22 protein-coding genes are annotated in these 25,294 nt (G+C 60.6%); 18 read left to right on the top strand and 4 right to left on the bottom strand.

Annotation, left to right across the window (positions count from 1 at the left end; all coding sequences use genetic code 11):
* Nucleotides 1–394: 394 nt before the first annotated feature.
* Nucleotides 395–1,306 (bottom strand): glutaminase, encoded by a 912-nt coding sequence (locus tag BLQ98_RS07335; protein ID WP_244148385.1) that lies wholly within the window; start codon nt 1,304–1,306, stop codon nt 395–397.
* Between the two features lie 46 nt (nt 1,307–1,352).
* Here BLQ98_RS07335 and murD point away from each other — a divergent pair, with 46 nt between their 5' ends.
* Nucleotides 1,353–2,756 (top strand): UDP-N-acetylmuramoyl-L-alanine--D-glutamate ligase, encoded by a 1,404-nt coding sequence (murD, locus tag BLQ98_RS07330; RefSeq protein ID WP_093732687.1) that lies wholly within the window; start codon nt 1,353–1,355, stop codon nt 2,754–2,756.
* Between the two features lie 83 nt (nt 2,757–2,839).
* Here the strand turns inward: murD and BLQ98_RS07325 are convergent, their stop codons facing one another.
* Nucleotides 2,840–4,021 carry a BaiN/RdsA family NAD(P)/FAD-dependent oxidoreductase gene (locus BLQ98_RS07325; protein WP_093732686.1) on the bottom strand — a complete coding sequence of 394 codons (1,182 nt, stop codon included), beginning with the start codon at nt 4,019–4,021 and terminating at the stop codon, nt 2,840–2,842.
* Nucleotides 4,022–4,134: 113 nt separating this feature from the next.
* On the opposite strand from BLQ98_RS07325, the gene BLQ98_RS07320 reads away from it, so the two are divergent.
* The 17 genes from BLQ98_RS07320 to BLQ98_RS07240 all read left to right on the top strand — a co-directional run bounded on the left by BLQ98_RS07320 (nt 4,135) and on the right by BLQ98_RS07240 (nt 23,030).
* The gene (locus tag BLQ98_RS07320) at nt 4,135–4,662 is read left to right on the top strand and encodes a redoxin domain-containing protein (RefSeq protein ID WP_093732685.1); all 528 of its coding nucleotides are present in this window, start codon (nt 4,135–4,137) and stop codon (nt 4,660–4,662) included.
* A gap of 111 nt (nt 4,663–4,773) precedes the next feature.
* Nucleotides 4,774–5,943 carry a putative lipid II flippase FtsW gene (gene ftsW / locus BLQ98_RS07315; protein WP_093732684.1) on the top strand — a complete coding sequence of 390 codons (1,170 nt, stop codon included), beginning with the start codon at nt 4,774–4,776 and terminating at the stop codon, nt 5,941–5,943.
* Nucleotides 5,940–7,040: a UDP-N-acetylglucosamine--N-acetylmuramyl-(pentapeptide) pyrophosphoryl-undecaprenol N-acetylglucosamine transferase gene (locus BLQ98_RS07310; protein WP_093732683.1), complete on the top strand. Its 1,101-nt coding sequence runs from the start codon at nt 5,940–5,942 to the stop codon at nt 7,038–7,040. The genes ftsW and BLQ98_RS07310 overlap by 4 nt, the downstream gene beginning before the upstream one ends.
* Nucleotides 7,037–8,452 carry a UDP-N-acetylmuramate--L-alanine ligase gene (gene murC, locus BLQ98_RS07305; RefSeq protein WP_093732682.1) on the top strand — a complete coding sequence of 472 codons (1,416 nt, stop codon included), beginning with the start codon at nt 7,037–7,039 and terminating at the stop codon, nt 8,450–8,452. Before BLQ98_RS07310 ends, murC begins: the two co-directional genes overlap by 4 nt.
* Nucleotides 8,453–8,484: 32 nt before the next feature.
* The gene (locus tag BLQ98_RS07300; RefSeq protein ID WP_093732681.1) at nt 8,485–8,736 is read left to right on the top strand and encodes a DUF2484 family protein; all 252 of its coding nucleotides are present in this window, start codon (nt 8,485–8,487) and stop codon (nt 8,734–8,736) included.
* Nucleotides 8,733–8,993: a DUF2484 family protein gene (locus BLQ98_RS07295; RefSeq protein WP_093732680.1), complete on the top strand. Its 261-nt coding sequence runs from the start codon at nt 8,733–8,735 to the stop codon at nt 8,991–8,993. The genes BLQ98_RS07300 and BLQ98_RS07295 overlap by 4 nt, the downstream gene beginning before the upstream one ends.
* A complete protein-coding gene (locus BLQ98_RS07290) occupies nt 8,990–9,271 on the top strand; it encodes a hypothetical protein (RefSeq protein ID WP_093732679.1) in 282 nt (93 codons plus the stop codon). The genes BLQ98_RS07295 and BLQ98_RS07290 overlap by 4 nt, the downstream gene beginning before the upstream one ends.
* A gap of 74 nt (nt 9,272–9,345) precedes the next feature.
* Nucleotides 9,346–10,269 carry a UDP-N-acetylmuramate dehydrogenase gene (gene murB / locus BLQ98_RS07285; protein WP_093732678.1) on the top strand — a complete coding sequence of 308 codons (924 nt, stop codon included), beginning with the start codon at nt 9,346–9,348 and terminating at the stop codon, nt 10,267–10,269.
* A gap of 89 nt (nt 10,270–10,358) precedes the next feature.
* Nucleotides 10,359–11,279 carry a D-alanine--D-alanine ligase gene (locus BLQ98_RS07280; protein ID WP_093732677.1) on the top strand — a complete coding sequence of 307 codons (921 nt, stop codon included), beginning with the start codon at nt 10,359–10,361 and terminating at the stop codon, nt 11,277–11,279.
* The gene (locus BLQ98_RS07275) at nt 11,267–12,154 is read left to right on the top strand and encodes a cell division protein FtsQ/DivIB (RefSeq protein WP_093732676.1); all 888 of its coding nucleotides are present in this window, start codon (nt 11,267–11,269) and stop codon (nt 12,152–12,154) included. Before BLQ98_RS07280 ends, BLQ98_RS07275 begins: the two co-directional genes overlap by 13 nt.
* A gap of 4 nt (nt 12,155–12,158) precedes the next feature.
* The gene (gene ftsA / locus BLQ98_RS07270) at nt 12,159–13,493 is read left to right on the top strand and encodes a cell division protein FtsA (RefSeq protein WP_093732675.1); all 1,335 of its coding nucleotides are present in this window, start codon (nt 12,159–12,161) and stop codon (nt 13,491–13,493) included.
* A gap of 172 nt (nt 13,494–13,665) precedes the next feature.
* Nucleotides 13,666–15,315 (top strand): cell division protein FtsZ, encoded by a 1,650-nt coding sequence (ftsZ, locus tag BLQ98_RS07265; RefSeq protein ID WP_093732674.1) that lies wholly within the window; start codon nt 13,666–13,668, stop codon nt 15,313–15,315.
* A gap of 337 nt (nt 15,316–15,652) precedes the next feature.
* On the top strand, nt 15,653–16,576 hold the full coding sequence (lpxC, locus tag BLQ98_RS07260; RefSeq protein WP_093732673.1) for a UDP-3-O-acyl-N-acetylglucosamine deacetylase: 924 nt from the start codon (nt 15,653–15,655) through the stop codon (nt 16,574–16,576).
* Nucleotides 16,577–16,787: 211 nt separating this feature from the next.
* Nucleotides 16,788–17,660, top strand: a complete 873-nt coding sequence (locus BLQ98_RS07255) for an outer membrane protein assembly factor BamD (protein WP_093732672.1) — start codon at nt 16,788–16,790, stop codon at nt 17,658–17,660.
* A gap of 37 nt (nt 17,661–17,697) precedes the next feature.
* A complete protein-coding gene (gene recN / locus BLQ98_RS07250; protein ID WP_093732671.1) occupies nt 17,698–19,359 on the top strand; it encodes a DNA repair protein RecN in 1,662 nt (553 codons plus the stop codon).
* A gap of 79 nt (nt 19,360–19,438) precedes the next feature.
* A complete protein-coding gene (locus tag BLQ98_RS07245) occupies nt 19,439–21,124 on the top strand; it encodes a chloride channel protein (protein WP_093732670.1) in 1,686 nt (561 codons plus the stop codon).
* Between the two features lie 154 nt (nt 21,125–21,278).
* A complete protein-coding gene (locus BLQ98_RS07240) occupies nt 21,279–23,030 on the top strand; it encodes a calcium-binding protein (protein WP_279614907.1) in 1,752 nt (583 codons plus the stop codon).
* Nucleotides 23,031–23,088: 58 nt separating this feature from the next.
* On the opposite strand, the gene BLQ98_RS07235 is transcribed toward BLQ98_RS07240, so the two are convergent.
* Nucleotides 23,089–23,433 carry a DUF427 domain-containing protein gene (locus tag BLQ98_RS07235; protein ID WP_093732669.1) on the bottom strand — a complete coding sequence of 115 codons (345 nt, stop codon included), beginning with the start codon at nt 23,431–23,433 and terminating at the stop codon, nt 23,089–23,091.
* A gap of 40 nt (nt 23,434–23,473) precedes the next feature.
* Nucleotides 23,474–25,264 (bottom strand): aminopeptidase P family protein, encoded by a 1,791-nt coding sequence (locus BLQ98_RS07230; protein WP_093732668.1) that lies wholly within the window; start codon nt 25,262–25,264, stop codon nt 23,474–23,476.
* Between the last annotated feature and the right edge of the window lie 30 nt (nt 25,265–25,294).

Here is a 25,294-nt window from a genome sequence, read left to right as displayed (position 1 = left end):
AACTCTTCCCGCACTCATTGCAGTAGTAGGATCGATTTTCGCTTGAACCTTTGATTTGCCCTCGCGCATGGCCCGCGTTCACTGAATGCAGAATCGGCGGCAATGTGAAGGAGGAACAGAGAGCGTTTCTGCATGCGTTCACGGAGAATCCACCCACGGTCCGTGGGGCGAGCTTCTGACTGATTGCTCCTCTCGAAGAATTCTTCGAGAGTTTCTCTGCGTATTTAAGGTCATTGGATTTTATAGCCATAAGGCATATCAATGCCTTATGGCCTCCCAGTGTCAACGTTAGATGTCAGCGAACCACATAAATCAGAACGGCTGGGGGCTGGCCCCCACGCGGCCCTTGGCCGCTTCCCACGGAGTTTATTTGGCAAAATGAAGCGGGGCGGGGTTAGAAGATCGACCAGCCCATTTCGCGGGCGAGCCGCGCCATGGCTTGGGTGCCCTTTTTCGAATTGCCATAGCGGTTGAGGCCCGGCGACCAGACCGCGATGCTGGCGCGACCGGGGACAATGGCGAGGATGCCACCGCCGACGCCGGATTTCGCTGGAAGCCCCACACGGTAGGCAAAGTCGCCCGACCCGTCATAGTGCCCACAGGTTAGCATCAGCGCGTTCAGCCGTCGAATGCGTGCCGGCAGAATCATGCGCGGCAGCTTGTCGGTTTCGATCAGGAACCGTCCGGCCATTGCCAGTTGCCGCGCGGACATATCAATAGCGCAGTGGTGGAAATAAGTGCCGAGCGTCTTTTCAGGTGCATTGTTCAGATTGCCGCAGGATGCCAGAAAATGCGCCAGCGCAAAGTTGCGGTGACCGTGAGCGGTTTCGGATGCCGCGACTTTTTCATTGATGTGGATGTCATCATCGCTGGCGGCTGCGCGCACGAACTGCAGGATCTCTGCCAGCGTCTCGCGCGGTTCGCGCCCCGTCAGCACTTCGTCAGTGGTGACAATCGCGCCGGCATTGATAAAGGGATTGCGCGGCCGGCCCTGCTCCGCCTCGAGCTGCACGATAGAGTTGAACGCCCGTCCCGACGGTTCGCGTCCCACGCGTTTCCATAATTGGTCGCCGGATCTGCCAAGGGCGATGGCGAGCGTGAAGATCTTGGTGATGGATTGCACCGAGAACGGTGTATCCACGTCTCCGGCGGTGAAGACTTCGCCATCCGCCGTGGTCACGACGATCGCAAATTGCGCGGGATCGACAGAGGCCAACTGCGGGATATAGGCTGCTATATCACCCCAGTCATCCGTGGCGCGCATGTCAGCGTTGAGCTGGGCTAAAATCTCTGGCAGATGGGGCATTAAAGGCTCCGAACGTTTCAGGGTCATCGCTAACAGGAGAGCAGGCATGATACCAGTTCAAGGTTTGACCGGCGCAAAGGTCGCCATTCTGGGGCTCGGGCGGTCGGGCTTGTCTGCGGCCCGCGCGCTGGCGGCAGGGGGGGCGGTGCCGGTTTGTTGGGACGATAACCCCGCAGCGCGTGGCGCGGCGCAAGCAGAAGGGTTCGATTGTGTTGATCTTGGCCAACCGGGTGCCTTTGACGATATCGCCCGGTTGATTGTCTCGCCCGGTATCCCGCATCTGTACCCCGCGCCCAATCCCGTCATCGTGGCCGCACAAGAGGCCGGCGTCGCGGTCGACAACGATATCGGGCTGTTCTTTCAAAGCTTTGCGACTTTGGCCTGGGACAACTTTGATGTCGTACCCAAGATCATTGCGATCACCGGATCGAACGGCAAATCAACCACATCGGCGTTGGTGCATCACATCCTCAAGCATGCAGGGCGACCGACACAGCTGGCCGGTAACATCGGACGCGGCGTGCTGGACATCGAACCCGCGATTGATGGCGAGGTCGTGGTGCTGGAATTGTCGAGCTACCAGACCGATTTGGCGCGCAACCTGACCCCGGATGTCGCCGTGTTCACGAACCTCAGCCCCGATCATCTGGATCGCCATGCAGGCATGGGCGGCTATTTCGCGGCCAAACGTCGGCTGTTTGCCGAAGGCGGGCCGGACCGCGCCGTCATCGGTGTGGACGAACCCGAAGGGCGTTTTCTTGCAGGACAACTGAGCGAAGGGGCTGCCGACGACAGGGTGATCCGCGTTTCGGTTGATCGCAAGCTCACCGGGCTTGGCTGGCAGGTCTTTGCGCGCAAGGGGTTCTTGTCGGAGTATCGCAATGGCAAACAAGTGGCGTCGATCGATCTGCGCGGTGTGACCGGACTGCCCGGCGCTCATAACCACCAAAACGCCTGCGCCGCCTATGCCGCCTGCCGCACGCTGGGGTTCGCGCCCAAGATTATCGAGGCGGCGTTCCATTCGTTTGGCGGCCTGCCGCATCGCAGCCAGACCGTGGGCGAGGCGGGTGGTGTTCGCTTTGTCAACGACAGCAAGGCCACCAATGTGGACAGCGCCGTTAAAGCGCTGGCGGCGTTCCAGAATATACGTTGGATTTGCGGTGGGCTGGAGAAAGAGGGGGGCTTGGGCAGCTTGTCAGCGGCCATTGAGACCGTTCGCAAAGCCTATGTTATCGGGCGCGAGGCGGCGCAGTTCGCCATGAAGCTGGGCGTAGAGGCAGAGGTCTGCGGCACGATGGAGGTCGCAGTCGCGCGCGCTGTCGAAGAGGCAGAGGCGGGGGACGTCGTGTTGCTGGCCCCTGCGGCGGCAAGCTTTGATCAATACGACAGTTTCGAGCGGCGCGGAGAGGACTTTGTCGCGCAGGTGCAAAAGCATCTGGCAGACGGGTAAGCGCGTCCTTGATGACGTGACAGAGGGGGGCGCTGCCCCCGCCGCCTTTGGCGGCTCCCCCGGGATTTGGGGCCACTTGGAAATTACTGTTTCTGCGCGATATGGGCGGCGCAGGCCATCGCCGAGGACCATGCCCACTGGAAGTTATAGCCGCCCAGCCAACCGGTCACGTCGACGGCCTCGCCAATGAAGTAGAGACCGGGGCGTATTTTTGCCTCCATCGTTTTGGACGATAGAGCATCGGTGTCGATCCCGCCAAGGGTGACTTCGGCGGTGCGGTAGCCTTCGGTGCCCGAAGGGGTCATCGTCCAGTTCGACAGCGCGTCAATCAACGCGGTGAGCTTTGCGTCCGACCAATCTGCGAGGTTGCCGCCCAAATCCATGATGCCCGCAAGGTGATCGACCAGCCGCGCGGGCAGGTGATGGGCGAGTTCGGTCGTGAGGTTGCGGCGGCCATAGCTTTGGCGTTGCGCGCGCAGTTTGCTCAGCAGATCAATGTCGGGCAGCAGGTTGACCGTGATCGGTGCGCCTTCAGTCCAGTAGCTGGAGGCTTGAAGGATCGCAGGGCCGGAAAGGCCACGGTGGGTAAACAGCAAGGCTTCGTCAAACGCGGGGCCTTGGGCGGTCACACGCGCAGGCGTTGCGGTGCCGGATATCGGGGCAAAGCGTGCGTCGGTGAAAGTAAAGGGGACCAGCCCTGCGCGGGTGTCGGTCATGGGAATGCCCATCTGCGCCGCGATCTCGTAGGCGCGACCAGTCGCGCCCATCTTGGGAATAGATTTCCCGCCTGAAGCAACGACAAGATTGCGCGCGGTGATCGGCGTTGTGCCGTCGGGCGTGTGCAAGGTCATACTGTAGCCGGCATCCGTCGCGGCGATATCGGTTAGCGTGCTGAGCAACTGCAAATCCACACCAGCCTTTTGCATCAGTCCGCGCAGCATGGCGACAATCTCTTTGGCGGAGGTGTCGCAGAAGAGCTGGCCGAGGGTTTTCTCGTGCCATGCGATGCCATGCGCGTCGACCAGTTCGATGAAATCCCACTGGGTATAGCGTGCAAGGGCTGATTTAGCGAAATGGGGATTGGCGCAGATGAAGGCTTGGGGCGTGCAGTGCATATTGGTAAAGTTACAGCGCCCGCCGCCCGAGATGCGGATTTTCTCGCCCGGTGCTTTGGCATGGTCCACGACCAACACCGACCCGCCCGCGTGGGCCGCGCACATCATGCCTGCGGCCCCTGCGCCTAAAATGACCGTATCATATTGCATGGTCCCGCCTTTGCCTGAGCAGGGCAGGTCGGTCAAGTGGATGTGAGCGGGGTGGCAATCACGCGGATGAGCATTACCTCCGACAGTAACGAAGCAATTACAGGAGAGACCCGATGAACGTACTAGACGCAGGCAACGCATTTCCGAAACTAACCGTGGCAGAGCTGCAGGGCGGGATGCTGACCCTTGGCACCCCACGGGGCGAATTTGACTGGCAATTGGTGGTCGTCTACCGCGGGCTGCACTGCCCGATCTGCAAAACCTATCTCAAGACGCTGGACGGGTTGGTCGCGGACTTTAACGAGGCTGGCGTAGACGTCGTGGCGGTGTCGGGCGACCCGAAAAATAAAGCGCGCGAGATGGCGCAAGAGCAAGACCTGTCCCTGACTGTGGGCTATGATTTGAGCATCGCGCAAATGCAGGATCTTGGGCTGTATGTCTCCGACCCGCGTAGCCCGCTCGAGACCGACCAGCCCTTTGCCGAGCCGGGCGTCTTTGTCGTCAACGCTGATGGCAATATCCAGATTCTCGATATCTCGAACGCGCCATTCGCAAGGCCTGACCTGGAAGGGCTGCTGAAGGGTATCAAGTTCGTGCGTGACAATGACTATCCGATCCGCGGCACACACGCGGGCGCATAGGCAGCTTTGCGCGGGGCTGGTTAAAACAGACTAGCCCCGCGTGACCTTTCGCGCTACACTGCAAGTTAGACCCCGAAAAGGGGCGGAACGAGGCAGTGTAAGGCAGGTCCCATGACAGAAATGGTCTATGGTGCGGTTCCCGTTCGGGATGGCGAACCGATTCTTCCAAAATGGTGGCGTACGATCGACAAATGGGCGATGTCTTGCATCCTCCTGTTGTTTGCCGTGGGCATGTTGCTAGGGCTGGCCGCGTCGCCGCCCTTGGCCGCGAAAAACGGGTTTGACTCGTTCCATTATGTACAGCGGCAGGCCGTCTTTGGCGTGCTGGCTGTGATCGCGATGGTGCTGACGTCAATGATGACACCGATTATGGTCCGTCGCTTGGCGATTGTCGGCTTTCTTCTTTCTTTTGTCGCGCTGGCCCTGCTGCCGTTCTTTGGAACGGATTTCGGCAAGGGTGCTGTGCGCTGGTATTCGATGGGTTTTGCGTCCTTCCAGCCGTCAGAATTCCTCAAGCCCGGCTTTGTGGTCGTCGCGGCGTGGATGATGGCGGCGGCGCTCGAGATCAACGGCCCTCCGGGCAAGACGTGGTCCTTTGCCTTGTGTATTTCTATCGTGTTGATGCTGGCGCTACAGCCCGACTTTGGGCAGGCGTGTCTGGTGCTGTTCGGCTGGGGCGTGATGTATTTTGTGGCAGGTGCCCCTTTGGTGCTGCTGGTCGGTATGGCTGGCCTCGTCGTACTGGCAGGCACTTTTGCCTATTCCAATTCAGAACACTTTGCCCGCCGGATTGACGGCTTCTTGTCGCCCGATATCGACCCGCGCACGCAGCTTGGCTATGCCACGGATGCGATCCGCGAAGGCGGTTTGTTCGGTGTTGGTGTGGGCGAGGGGCAGGTGAAATGGTCGCTGCCCGATGCGCATACCGATTTCATCATTGCCGTTGCGGCCGAAGAATACGGGCTGATCCTCGTGATGTGTGTTATCGCGCTTTATGCCGTGATCGTTGTGCGGTCGCTGCTGCGTCTGGTGCGCGAGCGGGATCCCTTTGTGCGTCTGGCAGGCACCGGACTGGCGTGTATGTTCGGCGTGCAGGCGATGATCAATATGGGCGTTGCCGTGCGGCTGCTGCCGGCCAAGGGTATGACATTGCCGTTTGTCAGCTATGGCGGGTCGTCGGTGATTGCATCGGGTATCGCCGTGGGCATGTTGCTGGCGTTTACACGGTCGCGGCCGCAGGGCCAGATTTCTGACCTACTTGGACGAGGTCGCGCCCGATGAGCGCCCCGATGCTGGTGATCGCGGCGGGTGGCACGGGCGGGCATATGTTCCCCGCGCAGGCGCTGGCCGAAGTCATGTTGGCCCGCGGCTGGCGGGTAAAGCTGTCGACGGACGCGCGCGGTGCGCGCTACACAAGCGGCTTTCCCGACGCGGTCGAGATCCAGCAGGTCAACAGCGCAACTTTCGCGCGCGGCGGGCTCGTGGCCAAGGCGATTGCGCCGTTTCGAATTATGGGCGGTGTGATTGGCGGCGTCTTTGGGATGCTGCGCGATAAACCTGATGTGGTTGTCGGCTTTGGGGGCTATCCGTCGATCCCCGCTCTGGCCGCGGCATGGGTGCTGCGCAAACCACGCATGATCCATGAACAAAACGGCGTCTTGGGGCGGGTCAATAATCTGTTCGCCAAACGCGTCGATGCGGTGGCGTGCGGGACATGGCCGACCACGCTTCCCGACGGGGTAAGCGCGCAACATACTGGCAATCCGGTGCGTGCAACCGTGCTGGAACGGGCCGGTGCCGGTTATATCGCGCCCGGTGATTATCCGATGGAGCTGTTAGTGATGGGCGGCAGCCAGGGCGCGCGGATCCTCAGCGAGGTCATCCCCCCCGCCATCGCCGATCTGCCGCTGGATCTATTGCGCAATATCCGCGTGAGCCATCAGGCACGCGACGAAGACGGTGAACGCGTCGCGGCTTTCTATGCCGAAAATGGTATCAGCGCAGATGTGCAGCCGTTTTTCCACGATGTGCCGCGCCGCATGTCCGAAGCGCAGCTGGTGATCAGCCGCGCGGGCGCGTCCAGCGTCGCCGATATCTCTATTATCGGGCGGCCCTCTATCCTGATCCCCTATGCGGCTGCCACAGGCGATCACCAATCCGCGAATGCCCGCGGGCTTGTCGACGCCGGTGCCGCGATCATGGTGCCCGAAAACATGGCAAATCCCGACAGCCTGCGCGCCCAAATTGAAATGGTGCTGACCCACGCCGATGGCGCGTTGCAGATGTCACGCGCCGCCCTATCTGTCGCCAAACCAGACGCCGCAGAAGAACTCGCCCAGATGGTGGAAGCCCTGGCAACCGAAGGAAAGAAACGATGAACGCAGCCACGAAGCTTCCGACTGATGTGGGCCCGATCCATTTCGTAGGCATCGGCGGTATCGGCATGTCAGGCATTGCCGAAGTGTTGTTGAACCACGGCTATCGCGTGCAGGGGTCTGATCTGAAGTCGACCAAGATCACAGACCGTCTGGTGGATCTTGGCGCGACTGTTTTCGAGGGTCAGCAGGCCGCGAACATCGAAGGGGCCGCGGTTATTGTGATCTCTTCCGCGATCAAACCGGGCAACCCCGAACTTGATGCGGCACGGGTGGCAGGGCTGCCGATCGTGCGCCGCGCAGAGATGCTGGCAGAGCTGATGCGCTTGAAATCCAACATCGCCGTTGCCGGAACCCACGGCAAGACAACCACGACAACGATGGTGGCCGAACTGCTGGTCAAAGGTGGCATCGACCCGACTGTCGTGAATGGCGGGATCATCCACGCCTATGGCTCGAATGCACGTATGGGGCAGGGCGAATGGATGGTGGTCGAATCGGATGAATCCGACGGCACCTTTAACCGTTTGCCGGCGACCATTGCGATCGTGACCAACATCGACCCTGAACATATGGAGCATTGGGGCGACTTTGATACCCTGCGCAAAGGGTTTCTGGACTTCGTATCAAACATTCCGTTCTACGGGCTGGCGGTTTGCTGCATTGACCACCCCGAAGTGCAAGCGCTGGTGGGCAAGATCACCGACCGCCGCGTGATGACATATGGCTTTAACACGCAAGCCGATGTGCGCGCGATCAACCTCCACTACAAGGCGGGCGTGGCGCATTTCGATATCGTGTTTCAGGCCGAAGGGATCACAATCAAGGATTGTAGCTTGCCAATGCCGGGGGATCATAACGTATCCAACGCAATGGCGGCGGTTGCGGTGTCCAGACACCTTGGCATGAAAGCCGAAGAAATCCGCGCCGCACTGGCGGGCTTTGGCGGTGTGAACCGGCGCTTTACCAAAGTGGGTGAAGTCGACGGTGTGACCATAATCGATGACTACGGTCACCACCCGGTTGAAATCACCGCTGTGCTCAAGGCTGCACGTCAGGCCACCGAAGGGCGCGTCATCGCCGTGCACCAGCCCCACCGCTACAGCCGCCTGCACCACCATTTCGAAGAATTCTGTGCCTGCTTTAACGATGCCGATGTGGTTGGCATCGCCGAGGTCTATGCCGCCGGCGAAGACCCCATCGAAGGGGCAGGGCGCGACGATCTGGTTGCAGGGCTGATCCGTCACGGCCACCGCGATGCCCGCGCCGTTCAAAGCGAGGAAGATCTGGCGCGGCTTGTGCGCGAGAAGGCAGGTCCGGGGGATATGGTTGTTTGCCTCGGGGCGGGCACCATCAGTACATGGGCCAACGCCTTGCCCGACGCGCTGGCTGCGTTAAAGAAGGAAGCCGTATAAATGGCACCGACCCCTGTATATGGGGGCCGGTTATGACCTTGCTTTGGGCTTGCATCCTGTGGGTCTTTTGCTCGGCCACGGTGGCGACGCTGCCGATGCGTCTTCAATATATTCCCGGTATCTTACTGCTGATTGCCGCACCTGTGCTGATCGTTCTGATCGGCCTTCAGGAGGGCTGGCTGTTCACCTTGCTCGCACTTGCTGCCTTTGTGTCCATGTTCCGCAATCCCTTGCGCTTTTTGCTGGCCAAGCTGCGCGGACAAAACCCCGAGGTACCCAAATGAGTATATCCCTGGTTCTTGCCTGTTTCTGGGCCGTCGTCGCGAATGTGCTGGCGATGACGCCCAGTTCTGACCAGCACTGGCGCAGCGCCTATGTGCTGATTGCCGTGGGTATCCCCGTACTGGGCTATGTTACGGTACAGCACGGCCCTTGGGTCGGAATGCTGATACTTGCGGCGGGCTGTTCGGTGCTGCGCTGGCCCGTGATCTATTTTATGCGCTGGCTGCGCGGTGCTGCTGTGCGGGATGCGCCAGAATGAATCTGACGCTGGTCATTCTTATCAGCATTCTCGTCGTGTGGATGCTGGCCTCTGGTTGGTGTGGGCTGGCGCGGCGCTATGGCGGCTTTGTGCTGGTCTTGCTGATTGGATTGGCGCTGAACTGGGCGTGGATGATCTGGGGCTTAGGCGCAAAACCATTCGAGCGACCGGTGTTCATGGCCCAAGCCGCGGCCACGGGATATGCGGTCTGCGCGTTCCTTGTCGGATGGGTCGCCGGTCGCCTGACACGGGCCCTGCGTGCAAACCGCCTTGATTAACGCGCCAGCGGTCCACCTGCCTTTTAGCCGCGTGGAAAATTGACCTCCCCGCCAAAGAAAGCTACGCGAAGCCCATGACAGATATTTCCTTTCCCGATATGCGCGGCAAGCTGACGCAAAACCGTCCCTTGGCTGATCTGACGTGGCTGCGTGTGGGCGGCCCCGCCGATTATTTCTACCAGCCCGCGGATGCGGATGATCTGGCGGCGTTCCTGAAGGCGTTGCCGCGCGATGTGGTTGTCATGCCAATGGGTGTCGGGTCGAATGTGATCGTGCGCGACGGCGGCTTGCGCGCTGTGGTGATCCGATTGGGGCGTGGGTTTAACACCATCAGCTGCGAGGATGGTACCGTCACCGCGGGCGCAGCCGCGCTGGACGCCCATGTCGCGCGCAAGGCGGCGGACGCGGGGCTTGATCTGACGTTTCTGCGCACAATCCCAGGGAGCATTGGCGGTGCGGTACGGATGAACGCGGGCTGCTATGGCACCTACACTGCTGATTATTTCGTCAGCGCAGAGGCGATCACCCGCGACGGCGAACAGGTCACGCTTGGGCCTGATGACTTGAAATTTGCCTATCGCCAGTCCGCGTTGCCTGACGGATGTGTCATCACCTCGGCCACGTTTGCGCCGCCCCAGGGCGATGCCGATGCGCTACATGCGCGGATGGAAGAGCAGCTGCGCAAACGCGACGAAACCCAACCCACCAAGGATCGCAGCGCAGGATCGACCTTTCGCAATCCGGCAGGATTCTCCAGCACGGGGCAGGCCGGCGACCGCCACGATCTAAAAGCGTGGAAGGTGATTGATGATGCAGGGTTGCGCGGTGCCACCTTGGGCGGTGCGCAGATGAGCCCGAAACATCCCAACTTCTTGATCAATACCGGGTCCGCGACGGCGGCCGACCTCGAGGCATTAGGCGAGTTGGTGCGAAAAAAGGTTTACGATTCCAGCGGGATTACGCTAGAGTGGGAAATTATGCGGATCGGCGAAAAATAATCGTTCGAGCGTCGTGATTCAGGGCCCGTAAGTGACCCGACACAGAATAAATAAGGGTCGCAACAGGCCCATTTAAAAAGGCAGATTGAGTGGGATTGTCGAGCAGGACACCCCCGAGAGTTGCAGTATTGTTGGGTGGCCCCTCCGCTGAGCGCGAGGTGTCTCTTTCAACAGGGCGCGCGTGCGCAGCGGCTTTGCGGGACCGGAGTTTCGAAGTCATCGAGGTCGATTGCGGCCCCGATCTTTGTGCTGACTTGGTCGCGGCCAAGCCTGATGTTGTTCTGAACTGTCTGCACGGTCGCTGGGGCGAAGACGGTTGCGTTCAGGGGATCCTTGAATGGATGGGGCTGCCTTACACGCACTCCGGCGTGCTGGCCTCTGCACTGGCGATGGACAAGCAGCGCAGCAAAGAAGTCTTCCGTGCCGCAGGCCTGCCCGTTGTTGAAAGTGTGATCGTTCCGGCCTCTACCGTGCGCGGGTCGCATGTGATGGAGCCGCCCTACGTTGTGAAGCCGAACAACGAAGGCTCGTCCGTTGGCGTGTATCTGGTCGATGTCGAAAACAACGGCCCGCCGCAGTTGGACGACGCCATGCCCGCCGAGGTGATGGTCGAGAAATTTGTCGCAGGCCGCGAGTTGACCACCACCGTGATGGGGCAGCGGGCGCTCACCGTGACCGATATCCAGACCACCGGCTGGTATGATTACGACGCGAAATACAAAGCCGGCGGATCAACCCATGTGGTGCCGGCCGACATCCCGCACGAGATTTTCGAACTTTGCATGGATTACGCCCTGCGCGCGCATAACGCGCTTAGCTGTCGTGGTGTCAGCCGCACAGATTTCCGCTGGGATGAAAGCAGGGGCGCTGCGGGGTTGTTCCTGCTCGAGACCAACACACAACCCGGCATGACGCCAACGTCGCTGTCGCCCGAACAGGCGCAGTCGGTTGGCATTTCCTTTGGCGAGCTTTGCGCCTGGATGATCGAGGACGCGTCATGCAATCGTTGATCAAACGCGTCAAACCCGCCAAGCTGGCCAAGGCAGATCCCGCACCGTCCCGTTGGGCGTGGCGGATGCAGCGCTTGATGCTGACGCCGACCTTTCGTTTTGGGTTACGATTTGGCGTGCCGTTTTGTCTCGCGCTGACGGCGGGCACCATCTACCTGTCGGACGAGGCGCGGCGCGGGCAGCTCGCAGATGTCTATGCCAACGCCCGCACCAGCATCCAGCAACGCCCCGAATTCATGGTCAAGCTGATGGCGATTGATGGTGTCGAAGGCGTTTTGGCCGCTGACGTGCGCGCTGCTGTGCCTGTCGAATTTCCAACCAGTTCCTTCGATCTTGATCTGCCTGCATTGCGGCAGGCGATCACCGATCTTCCCGGCGTCAAGCAGGCATCGCTGCGGGTGAAACCGGGCGGCGTGTTGCAGGTGTCGGTACAGCCACGGGTGCCGGTCGCCGTTTGGCGCAGCCAGGACGGGCTGCTGCTGATCGACGCCGAGGGCAGCCCCATCGGCCAGCTTGTATCGCGCGGCGATCGCACGGATCTGCCCCTTGTGGTGGGCGAGGCGGCGAACATACGCGTGAGCGAAGCGCTTGAATTAATCCGCGCGGCGGCTCCGTTGGGGGAGAGGTTGCGCGGTTTGGTGCGCATGGGGGAACGCCGTTGGGACGTCGTTCTTGACCGTGAGCAGCGCATCCTTCTGCCCGAAACACAGGCCGTTCAGGCGCTGGAACGGGTGATCGCGCTGGAAGGCGCGGAAGAGGTGCTAAGCCGCGATGTGGCGCGGGTAGATATGCGGTTGGCGCAACGGCCCACCGTGCAAATGAACAAAGAAGCCACACAAGAATTGTGGCGCATCAGGCAGATTTCGGGACAGTGAAAACATGATGGACCTATACGATAGTCAGCGATCCATGCGCCACATGCGTAAGCTTGCGATGCAACGCGGCGTGGTGGCTATTCTGGATGTGGGCAGTTCTAAGATTGCCTGCCTTGTCTTGCGTTTCGACGGGACGGGCCGCATGTCCGAGGAGGGCGAGATCGGGTCGCTTGCCGGGCAGTCGGGCTTTCGGGTAATCGGGGCTGCAACCACACGGTCGCGCGGGGTACGCTTTGGCGAGATTTGCGCCATGCAGGAGACAGAACGCGCCGTGCGCACCGCGCTGCAGGCGGCTCAGAAAATGGCGAACATCCGTGTGGATCACGTGATTGCCTGTTTCTCGGGGGCCGAGCCGCGCAGCTATGGTCTGGACGCCACGCTTGAACTTGAAGGGCAGGTCGTATCGGAGCAGGACGTCGCGCAGGTTCTGGCCAATTGCGATGTCCCGGAATACGGCGAAGGCCGCGAGGTCTTGCACGCGCAGCCCGTGAACTTTGCGCTGGATAACCGGTCGGGTCTGTCCGATCCGCGCGGACAATTGGGCAATTCGCTGTCGGTCGATATGCATATGCTGACCGTCGATGCCGCTGCAGTTCAACACCTTGCCCATTGCATCAAACGGTGCGACCTTGAACTGGCGGGCATCGCGTCCTCTGGCTATGTGTCGGGGATCTCATCGCTGGTCGAAGACGAACAAGAACTGGGGGCGGCCTGCATTGATTTGGGCGGCGGATCGACCTCTGTGTCGATCTTCATCCGCAAGCACATGATTTTTGCCGATAGCGTCCGTATGGGCGGCGACCACATCACCTCTGATATCTCTATGGGATTGCAGGTGCCGACGGCCAACGCCGAGCGGATCAAGACGTTCTATGGTGGGGTGCATGCGACAGGCATGGATGACCGCGAGATGATCGATATCGGTGGGGATACCGGTGACTATGAACACGACCGCCGTACCGTCAGCCGTGCAGAGCTAATCGGCATTATGCGCCCGCGTGTCGAAGAAATTCTCGAAGAGGTCCGCGCCCGTCTGGATGCGGCGGGATTTGATCACCTCCCAAGCCAGCAGATCGTGCTGACGGGTGGGGGAAGTCAAATTCCGGGCCTTGATGGGCTGGCCAGCAAGATCTTGGGCCAGCAGGTCCGTTTGGGCCGCCCGTTGCGCGTCCACGGCCTGCCACAGGCTGCAACCGGACCCGGTTTCGCCTCTGCCGTGGGGTTGGCATTATTCGCCGCGCACCCGCAGGACGAGTGGTGGGATTTCGACATTCCTGCCGACCGGTATCCGGCCCGATCGTTGAAGCGCGCTGTCAAGTGGTTCCGCGACAACTGGTAACCCCCAGATGCGGTGCGCGCGTCGAAATCATGAGAAAACCGGCAAAAAAACGCCCATATAATGTGTCAAAACCGTGTTTTCTAGGTGACGCAAGGGCGTTATCCCTATACAACAAGGGGAATTGCACAAAAAATGCTCCGTAAGCGAGCTAAACAATACAGGCGGACGGCTCATGACCCTCAATCTTTCAATGCCCGGACAGGGCGACCTGAAACCCCGCATCACAGTGTTTGGTGTTGGCGGGGCAGGCGGCAACGCCGTGAACAACATGATCGAAAAAGAACTCGATGGTGTTGATTTCGTGGTTGCCAACACGGACGCGCAAGCGTTGCAACAAGCCAAGGCAGAGAACCGCGTTCAGCTGGGCATCAAAGTAACCGAAGGTCTGGGTGCTGGCGCACGGGCGCCGGTCGGTGCTGCTGCTGCGGAAGAAAGCATTGAACAGATTGTGGATCACCTGGCCGGCGCTCACATGTGCTTTATCACGGCAGGTATGGGCGGGGGCACCGGGACAGGTGCTGCGCCAATCATCGCCCAAGCCGCACGCGAGCTGGGTGTCCTGACCGTAGGCGTCGTGACCAAGCCGTTTCAGTTCGAAGGCATCAAGCGGATGCGCCAAGCCGAGGATGGCATCGAGGCGCTGCAAAAAGTTGTCGACACACTGATCATCATTCCCAACCAGAACCTGTTCCGTCTGGCGAATGAAAAAACCACCTTTACCGAAGCCTTCTCGCTTGCCGATGACGTGCTGTATCAAGGCGTCAAAGGCGTGACAGATCTGATGGTCCGTCCCGGCTTGATCAACCTCGACTTTGCTGACGTTCGCGCCGTGATGGACGAAATGGGCAAGGCGATGATGGGTACCGGCGAGGCCGAGGGCGAAGATCGCGCCATCCAGGCTGCCGAGAAGGCCATCGCGAACCCTCTGCTGGACGAAATCAGCCTGCGCGGTGCCAAGGGCGTTCTGATCAACATCACCGGCGGCCACGACCTGACCTTGTTCGAACTGGACGAGGCGGCGAACCGTATCCGCGAAGAAGTCGACCCAGACGCCAACATCATCGTCGGGTCCACGCTCGACACCGAACTGGGTGGCGTTATGCGCGTGAGCGTTGTTGCGACAGGTATCGATGCGGTTGACGTGAACACAGAAATGCCTGTGCCACGCCGTTCGATGTCGCAGCCGTTGCCTGCTAAATCGCTTGAGGTTGAACAAGCCCCAGCCGCCGAGGCACCTGCACCTGTTGCTGCCCAAGCGGAATACGAAGAAGAGCCGCAGCAGCAGTTGTTCCAGGAAGATCAGTCGTCCCAGCACGGTGGTTTCTCTGACAACCGCTATGACGACAACGCGTCCAACGCCGATGATCTTCCACCCCCTGCTTACCGTCCCGAGGTTGCGTCTTTTCAGCCGCGCCACGAAGAGGTGAATGTCGACACGCAACAGCAAGAAGCATTTGTCGCGCCACGCGCGTCTGCACCGGGCACCCCATCGCCCGAAGCTTTGGCCCGCCTGCGCGCGGCCGCTCAGAAAGCGTCGCCAACCCAACAGCAACAACCGCAACGCCAGCCTCAGGCACAGCCCCAGCAGCAGCGTCAGCAACCCGCCGCGGCAGATCAGGGCGAGAAGCGTTTCGGGATCAATTCGTTGATCAACCGCATGACCGGCCACGGCGAGGCGGAAACCCAACAGCAGCGCCCCGCACGCCAGCAGCCGCCGGTCCAGACCCGCGCGTCCTCCGCCGCGCCACAGCCGCGCGATCTGCAAGATGAAGATCAAGAGCGGATCGAGATCCCCGCGTTCCTGCGTCGTCAGGCGAACTAAGAAACGGCAAGACGTCCTCGTATGCGTCTAAAAGGCCACCCTTCGGGGTGGTCTTTTTTGTTAGCGGTACAACTTCGGGTGTGCTGCGATGCAGAAAATGCGGTAATGTTGGTTCATAAATCGCAGCTCGCTCATCACGCTTTGGCAAGCCCGCGACTTGTTTGAAACGTATAATATCTATTTTTAACAGTATTTTACGGTAGGTTGGCGGATATTAACCGTCAATTGTGACAGTCATGTTTCAGACGGTAGCAATCATTGAATTGAGCAATCGGAACGGCCCAGATAGGACAGAGTTCAACTTAGACAGATGATCTTTGGACAGTGAGTATTAATCGTGCAGACAACCATCAAGACAGCGATCAGCTTTAGCGGCACCGGCCTTCATTCGGGCCGTCCCGCAACTGTGACGATCCGTCCTGCTGGTGTACATCACGGGATCTGGTTCTCACGCAGCGACGTGGATGTGGGTGATCGCTTGATCCCTGCGCGTTGGGATGCGGTAAACCGTTCGCCGCTCTGTACCAAGCTCGAGAATGCGACAGGCCTGCAGGTCTCGACTGTCGAGCATCTGATGGCGGCGCTGGCCGGTTGCGGTATCCACAACGCATTGATTGAAATCGACGGCCCCGAAGTGCCGATCCTTGATGGGTCTGCCGCGCCGTTCGTGCGTGGTATCATGCAGCGCGGTGTGCGCATGCTGGCGGCCCCTGTACGAGCATTTGAGGTGCTTAAGACCGTCACTGTAACGGACGGCGAAGCATCGGCCACCATCTCGCCTGCGGACACGCTGAAGATCGACTTTGTCATCGATTTTGCAGACGCTGCAATCGGCCATCAGGAAAAGTCGCTGGTGATGAACAACGGCAGCTTCGCGCGTGAACTTTGCGACAGCCGTACTTTCTGCCGTCAGGCGGATGTGGATGCGATGCAAGCCAACGGTCTGGCCTTGGGTGGTAACGCCGGTGAGAACGCGGTCGTATTTGATGGCGACCAGGTGCTCAGCCCGGGCGGTCTGCGCCATTCGGACGAACCTGTACGTCACAAGATGCTGGATGCCTTGGGCGATCTGGCGCTGGCAGGTGCGCCGCTTATTGGTCACTATACCGGTGTTCGCGCGGGTCACAGCCTGACCAACACGCTGCTGCGTGCGCTGTTCACGACTCCCGGCGCAGTACGCATGGTACAATGCGACGCGCAGATGGCGTCGCGTCTGCCGGGCTTTGGCCTTGAGTGGGATGAAATTCCCGCCGTTGCCTGAAATCGTGATCGCGGTGACGCAGGTCAGGGCATTAACGATGGTTGAAACTCCGGTGGTGCTTGGGTAATCCTTTGTTTACGATTTGGCCGGTCGACAGCTGCCCTTGCGAGGGACTACCGAATGGTCGTTTTGTTGCGCGAAACCTTGTGCTAGTCACGGGCAAAGGCGTATCGTGAAACGTGACGCAGAGTTTAAAGCGAGGGTGAAACGCATGACGGGTACGATGTCGCGCAAGCGGGTGGTCGGTGCGGTGCTTTTGGCGGGCGTTCTTGGCGCGTGCGGTGGTGCTCAGGATACGGGTCGGACGACCAACAGCTTCTTCAACCCTCAGGAAATCCCGCTTGAAACCTATTCGGCTGAGCAGATTTTTGAACGCGGCGAATTCGAACTAAACCGTAAACGCCCTGCCGAAGCGGCTGAATACTTTTCGGAGATCGAACGCCTGTATCCCTATTCCGAATGGGCCAAACGCGCGTTAATCATGCAGGCTTTTGCCTTCCATCAGGATCAAGACTACCCCAGCAGCCGGTCTGCCGCGCAGCGCTATATCGATTTCTTTCCCGATGACGATGACGCGTCCTATGCCCACTATCTGCTGGCGCTCAGCTATTATGACCAGATCGACGAAGTTGGCCGCGACCAGGGCCTGACTTTTCAGGCGCTTCAAGCGCTGCGCCGCGTGATCGAAGATTACCCCGACAGCGAATATGCACGGTCTGCGGTGCTAAAATTCGATCTGGCCTTTGACCATCTGGCGGGCAAGGAAATGGAAGTCGGGCGCTATTATCTGCGCCGCGAGCATTACACCGCGTCGATCAACCGCTTCCGCGTTGTCGTCGAGGATTTCCAGACCACCACCCACACCGCCGAGGCGCTGCACCGTCTGGTAGAGGCGTATCTGTCGCTGGGTCTCACGGACGAGGCGCAGACTGCAGGTGCCATTCTGGGGCATAACTACCAGTCCACTGAATGGTACGAGGCGAGCTATAAGCTGCTGACCGGTCAGGGCCTCGAAATGAAGTCCTTTGGGGATAACTGGCTTACCGCGATTTACCGCCAAACGATCAAGGGCGAATGGATCTGACCACGCGCCTTTTGACGGCCCACACGGATAGTGACCCATGCTACGCGGCCTAGATATTTCGGATATGCTGATCATCGACCGGCTGGAACTTGCGTTTCAGCCGGGTTTGAACGTTTTGACGGGCGAAACCGGGGCGGGTAAATCGATCTTGCTTGATAGCCTCGGGTTTGTGCTGGGCTGGCGCGGGCGCGCCGATTTGGTGCGTCAGGGCGCGTCTCAGGGCGAGGTAACGGCTTGGTTCGATCTGCCAGAGGGGCACGCGGCCCATGCGGTACTGGAAGAGGCCGGACTGCCGGGCGGGAGCGAGCTGATCCTGCGCCGGATCAACGGCTCTGACGGGCGCAAAACGGCTTGGGTCAACGATCGGCGCTGTTCGGGCGAGGTGCTGCGCGCCCTGTCCGAGACGTTAGTCGAGTTGCACGGACAGCATGACGACCGCGGGCTGCTTGACCCCAAGGGCCACCGCGCCATTCTGGATGAATTCGCCGGCACGGCTGCGCTGCGGGCCAAGGTGCGTCAGGCGTGGTCTGCATTGGCTGCTGCGCGCAAGGCTGCCAAACAGGCCGCCGCCGAACGCGAGGCCATTGCCGCCGAAGAAGAATACCTGCGCCACGCCGTGGCAGAGCTGGACAAGCTGGACCCGCAAGCGGGCGAGGAAGAGCAGCTCGACGCGCGCCGCCGTCTGATGCAAAGCGCCGAAAAGATCCGCAGCGATGTGGTCAACGCCTACGAGATGATGGGACAGGGCGGCGCAGAGACCCAGTTAGGCGACGCCCTGCGCTGGCTTGACGGAGTCGCCCACAAAGCCGACGGCACGCTAGAGGCCCCAATGGCCGCGCTGTCACGTGCTATGGTCGAACTGGACGAAGCGATGGAGGGCGTGGTTGCCGCGATCGACACGATGTCGTTCAACCCGATCGAGCTCGAAGAAACCGAAGAACGACTGTTCGCCATTCGCGGCATGGCTCGCAAACACGAGGTACAGGCCGATGAGCTGGCGGGCTTTGCCGACACGCTGCGCGGCAAGCTGGATGCACTAGATGCGGGCGAGGCAGCACAGGCCGGCCTTGAGAAAGCCGTGCGTGATGCCCAAGCCGCCTATGACGCCGCCGCTGACGCACTGACAGATGTACGCCAAAAGAAAGCAGGCAAGCTGGACAAGGCCGTCGCCGCTGAGCTTGCCCCGCTAAAGATGGAACGCGCGGTATTTGCCACCCAGATCACAGCCGAGGCACCGGGCCCCGAGGGGCGTGACGCGGTATCCTTTACCGTGGCCACCAATCCCGGCGCGCCAGCGGGGCCATTGGGCAAGATCGCATCGGGCGGGGAGCTAAGCCGCTTTCTGCTCGCGCTCAAGGTGTGTCTGGCCAAGGGACAAACCGGCCTGACGATGATATTTGACGAAATCGACCGTGGTGTTGGCGGGGCAACCGCCGACGCAGTGGGGCGACGTCTGGCGGCGCTGTCGCAGGGCGGTCAGGTGCTTGTTGTCACCCACTCGCCGCAGGTGGCCGCTTTGGGCGCACACCACTGGCGCGTGTCCAAGGCCGTATCCAAAGGTATGACTTTGTCGACGGTCACGCCGCTCTCGGCCCCCGAACGGGTGGACGAGGTCGCGCGTATGCTGGCCGGAGACACGATCACCGACGCCGCCCGCGCCGCTGCACGCGAACTATTGGGCGAAGAATTCGCCAGCTAGGCGCCGCGTCTTGATTGCAGGGGTTTTAACGCAGGCGGCTCTGTCCTAGACATGGGGAAACCCTGACAGCAAAGCCGCCATGCCTCTGAAACCGCGCCCCTTTCTGAACCAGCAATATGACACGCTGTGCAGCCATGCGCGTTTTGGCTGGGGCGTGCTGCGTGAAAAGGGGCCGGGCAAAGTTACCTTTTGGTTTATCGCGCTGGTGATCGGTATCTGCGCAGGCTTTGCTGCGCTGTTTTTTCGAAAAGGAATCAACGCGTTACAGGCGTTTCTTTATGGCACCGAAGATGTTCAGCGTTTGCACAGCTATATTGGCAGCCTCGACTGGTATTGGGTCGTTTTGATACCGACAATCGGCGGGCTTACCGTTGGGCTTATCCTGCATAATTTCACCCGCGATGCCCGCGCGCGCAGTGTGGGCGATGTGATCCTCGGGGCTGCACTACACGAAGGGCGTGTGGAGACGCGGGCAGGGATCGCGTCCGCCTTGGCCTCGCTGATCACGCTCAGCACCGGCGGGTCGTCGGGGCGAGAAGGGCCGGTTGTTCACCTTGCTGGCGTGATCGCGACGTTGGTCAGTCGCCGGATCAACGCAAGCGGTATCACCGGGCGCGACCTGTTGGGCTGCGCTGTGGCGGCAGCTGTATCGGCCAGCTTTAACGCGCCAATTGCAGGGGCGCTTTTTGCGCTAGAGATCGTGTTGCGCCACTTTGCCGTGCATGCATTCGCCCCGATTGTCATCGCCTCCGCCGCGGGGACGGTGATTAATCGGCTAGAGTTCGGCGGTCTGACCGAATTTGTCCTGCCCACCGTGGGCGACATGTCGTTCTACGCGGAACTGCCGGCGTTTTTGCTGCTCGGGCTGACCTGCGGCGTGGTCGCGGTATTCTTGATGCGCGGCATCTTTTGGGCCGAGGATATCGGCAATTTCATTCAGGCCCGCAGCAAGTTGCCACGGTATCTGCGTCCCGCCGTGGCGGGTGCGATCCTTGGCGTAATCGCGCTGTGGTTCCCCCATATCATCGGCGTCGGATACGAAACGACAACCCGCGCCCTGAGCGGCGATATGATCCTGCACGAGGCGGTCGTTTTTGCCGTGCTCAAGATCATCGCCGTGTCGATCACACTTGGGGGGCGCATGGGCGGCGGTGTGTTTTCGCCCTCGCTGATGCTGGGCGCATTAACGGGGCTGGCGTTTGGGCTGATCGCCACGGGCGTATTCCCCACGATGTCGGGGGCGACCTCGCTTTATGCGCTGGCGGGAATGGGGGCGGTGGCGGCAGCCGTTCTGGGCGCGCCGATTTCTACGACGTTGATTGTGTTCGAACTGACAGGTGACTGGCAGACGGGTCTTGCGGTCATGGTCGCTGTCAGCATGTCGACAGCGCTGGCGTCACGTCTGGTGGACCGCAGCTTTTTTCTCACCCAGATGGAACGCCGCGGTATTCACCTTGCGGCTGGTCCACAGGCCTATTTGCTGGGCATGTTCATGGTCGGCCGCATCATGCGCCGTCCCGACGACCTGCGCGCCGCGAACGAAGAAACCTGCTGGGATCTGATCGGCGAAGGGACTTATATTGACGGCACCGCCACACTAGAGGCCGCCATGCCGATTTTCGAGCAGACCGGTGCTGCTTTTATTCCGGTGGTCACGCTGAAACCCGAATCGCCGCCCGAACTGCTGGGCGCGTTGTTCCATGTCGATGCCCTCAAGGCCTATAACCGCGCCCTGGCCGAAACCGCCGCCGAAGAACATTCTTAATTGTTGCTACTTTCAGCACAGTAGGCCGTGCGAAATATGATTGTCGTGAAATATTGAAATACGGCCGAATTGCGGCAGGAATTTGGCTTTGCTAGGACGGTCCCCGTGAACTACACTCTTAAGTATAGTTTTGGGGGATTTGAACCTGCTTGGATTGACTTTACTGCCGGCGCTCGCGCTCTTTGGAATGGCAGGGCTGATGGGCAGCGACGACGGTGATGATGACATGTCGGAGAACATCGAAGACGTGTCAGAGCCAAATGTCACATCCCCGCAGATTGTACTGCAACAGGGCACCAATGGGCCTGACCTGGTCACCGGCACGGGGGAAAATGATGACATCGATGCCTTTGGCGGGGACGACACGGTAAACGGCTTTGGTGGGGATGATACCGTCCAGGGCGGTGCGGGCAACGACATGCTGCACCTTGGCGGTGGCGACAACCTTGGCAATGGCGAAGAGGGCCGCGATACCGTCAACGGTGGCCCCGGCAGTGATACGCTTTTGGGTGGCAATGGCGCGGACAGCCTGACCGGTTTCGGCGGCGACGATGATCTGTCCGGCGGGCAGGGCAGCGACATGCTGCGCGGTGGCGTGGGCGACGATCTGCTGAACGGGAATAACGGCAGCGATACGCTGGACGGCGGTGCCGACGATGACACCCTGATCGGTGGCAGCGGTGACGACAGCTTGGCCGGTTTCGGAGGCGCGGATTCCCTCCTAGGCGGGCTCGGGTCCGACAATCTGGATGGCGGGGCCGATGATGACACGCTTTTGGGCGGCGGGCTGATGGACACGCTCTTTGGCGGTTCCGGCAATGATGTTCTGCGCGGTGGCACCAACAATGATCTGGTTAGTGGTGGGTCGGGCAATGACGACGCCATGGGCAACTTTGGCGCGGATACAGTGCTGGGGGGCCGAGGCAACGACACGCTGAGCGGTGGCGAAGGCTTTGACTACATCGAAGGGAATGACGGTGACGACATCCTGATGGGCAACGCGGGCAACGACGGGCTCAGCGGCGGCGCGGGCAACGATACCCTTATGGGCGGCGTTGGCAGCGATACGCTCAGCGGATTAGCTGGCGATGATGTGCTCGACGGGCAGGGCGGCAACGACCTGCTGAACGGCAACATCGGGAACGACACGTTGATGGGGGGCGGGTTGAACGACACGCTCAATGGCAATGGCGGCGACGATGTGATTAGCGGCGGCACCCAAAGTGATCTGATCAATGGTGGCAGCGGCAATGATGACCTGTCGGGCGATGCAGGGGCCGATACGATCAACGCCGGCCCTGGCGATGACACGCTGTCGGGCGGCGAAGGGCCGGACAAGTTGGCGGGCAACAAGGGTGACGACCAGATCGATGGTGATGCGGGGAATGACGCATTGTTCGGCGGTATGGGTGATGACACGTTGAACGGCGGGGCGGGGAATGATTTCCTTATCTCGGGGCTGGGTGCTGACAGCATCGACGGCGGTGCCGGTGATGACGTGATCCGTGCGTTTGACTTCAACCTCGACGGCAATGTGTCAGGCGATACGGATACGATGGCCGATGTGGTGCTGGGAGGCGACGGCGACGACACCATCAGCGCCAACGACGGCGATACGGTAACAGGGGGTGACGGGGCTGATGTAATCAACGCCATCGGCTATGATCAGATTGGAAAGGCACCGGTGATCGTGACCGATTTCAACCTTGCCGAAGACGGTCTGTACCTGCAAGAAACCCAAGGATCGCCCGCCAGCTTCGCACCCGGGGACGGGATGTTCGAAATCCGCGCCGCGGCCAATGGCACCGACAGTGAACTTGTGGTCAACGGCAATGTCGTGGTGATCGTGCAAAATACCAGCGCCGCCGATCTCAGCGCGGACACAAGCTGGTTGCTGAACGCATAAGAGGGGCCGCAGCCCCCCTTACCTCAACCTTGAAATTTTGGGGCCCTCGCGGGGGCCCCTAGATTTGCTCTACCGCGACCTCGGGCAACTGGTAGAACGCCAGATGGTCTTTGATCTCGGCCACGGCGTTGTTCGGATCCTCATAGGACCATGCAACGTTGTCGAGCGTCCGGCTTTTGGTCACGACCGAGAAGTAATGCGCATCGCCCTTGTGCGGGCAGTGGGTGGTCTTGTCGGTCTTGTCGAGAAACGCCATCGCGATATCCGAACGGGGGATATAGATCACCGCGTCGTGGTCGCCTTCGCGCAGTTCAAGCGCATTACGTGTCTCGGCCAATACCGCACCGCCTGCGCGCACTGTCCATGTCCCGTTTGACTTCAAAATCTTGATATGGTCTGCCATTGCTGACCGTCCTCCCTGAATGAACTGATTTATATCGCGCTCAAACCGGCGCTGTTGCCGCATCCAACCACAGTTTCGCAACCGGTGATAGCTGCGGTCCGATCTTTTCCGCAACGTCGCGGTGATAGGCGTTCAGCCAGTCCCGCGCATCCATGCTCAGCAGGTCGGGCACGATCAACCGCGTATCAATGGGGGCAAAGCTCAGCGTTTCCCACGCCAGCATGGCGCGGTGCGCGTCCCCGCCCAGCATGTCACCCGCAGGCCGTACCACCGCAAGGTTTTCCAGCCGGATGCCAAAGGCGCCCTCGCGGTAATAGCCGGGCTCGATGCTCAGGATCATACCGTCGGACAGGGGCACCGTGCTTAGTTTGCTGAGCCGTTGCGGCCCTTCGTGGACGCTCAGATAGGCTCCGACGCCATGGCCCAGCCCATGATCGAAATCCTGCCCTGCCATCCAAAGGGGCAATCGGCCCACGGCCTCGATATTGCGGCCAGCCAACCCTTGGGGCCAGCGCAGACGACTCATGGCGATCAAACCGTTGAGCACACGGGTAAACCCTTCTTTCGCCTCGGCCGGGGGCGTGCCGATGGCAATGGTGCGGGTGATGTCGGTGGTGCCGTCCAGATATTGGCCACCGGAGTCCAACACCAGCAGATGCCCGTCTTGCAGAACGCTATCGGTGTCTTCGGTCACGCGGTAATGCATGATCGCGCCATTGGGGCCGGTACCGGCGATGGTCTCAAAGCTGATCTCTTGCAGCGCCGGATCGCGGCGGCGCGCGGTCTCGAGCTTGGTGACAACCTGTGTTTCCGTCACGCTGCCCGCTGGCTGTGCATCGAGCCAGGCCAGCACCTCGACCAAGGCCGCGCCATCGCGCAGGTGCGCGGCGATAGATCCGTTGATCTCGGCCTCGTTCTTGCGGGCCTTGGGCAGAGCGCAGGGGTCATCGCCCCACACGATCTTGTCGCCCAAAGCATCCGCGACAGCCACCGGCACAGTCGCTTTCTCGGCCAGAACGGCACCAGATAGGTTGGCGAGAGCCGCCAGAAACGCCTCTGGTGCGTGAATGGTCACGTGCTGGCCCAGATGCGCCTCCAGCCCCTCAAGCTTGGCGGGGGCGACGAATAGGTCGACATGACCGGCAGCGTGCAGCACAGCAAAGCCATGCACGACCGGATTGCGCGCAATATCGGACCCACGAATGTTCAGCAGCCAGCATAGGCTGTCGGGCAGGGTGATCACTGCCGCAGCACGGCCCTTGTCGCGCAGCCCCTCGGCCAGCCGCGCGATCTTGCCGCCATGGGACTCGCCTGCATAGTCGATCGGATGCACTTTGGCGGGGTTCATGGGCGGGGCGGGCTGGTCTTCCCAGATGCGGTCCACCAGATTATCGGTGCGGCGCAGCGTGATGCCGCTGCCTTCCAGAGCTGTTTCTAACTGCTCGATCTGTCCGGCGGCATGCAGCCACGGATCAAAACCGACAACGCCGCCCTGAGGCAGCTCTGTACGCAGCCAATCTGCCAGCGATACCTCGGGCCATGCGACCGGCGTATAGACATCCGCGACCTGCGCTTTGACCTGCGTGCGATAGCGCCCGTCGATGAACACGCCCGCCACATCCCGCAAGGCGGCACAGAAGCCAGCCGATCCGGTAAACCCTGTCAACCACTTCAGCCGGTCATCGCGGGGGGCAACATATTCGCCCTGATGGGCATCGGCGCGGGGCACCAGAAACCCGTCAAGCGCGTCGGTTCGCAATTGCTTGCGCAGCGCGGCCAGCCGTGGCGGCCCTTGTTCCGGCCGCGAGGTCACCTCGAACGATTGAAACATATCCCCACCCCATTCTTCATTTTGCTCTTA

Source organism: Sulfitobacter litoralis (genome assembly GCF_900103185.1).
GTDB classification, from domain to species: Bacteria; Pseudomonadota; Alphaproteobacteria; order Rhodobacterales; family Rhodobacteraceae; genus Sulfitobacter; species Sulfitobacter litoralis.
This window is presented reverse-complemented; position numbering and strand designations above follow the sequence as displayed.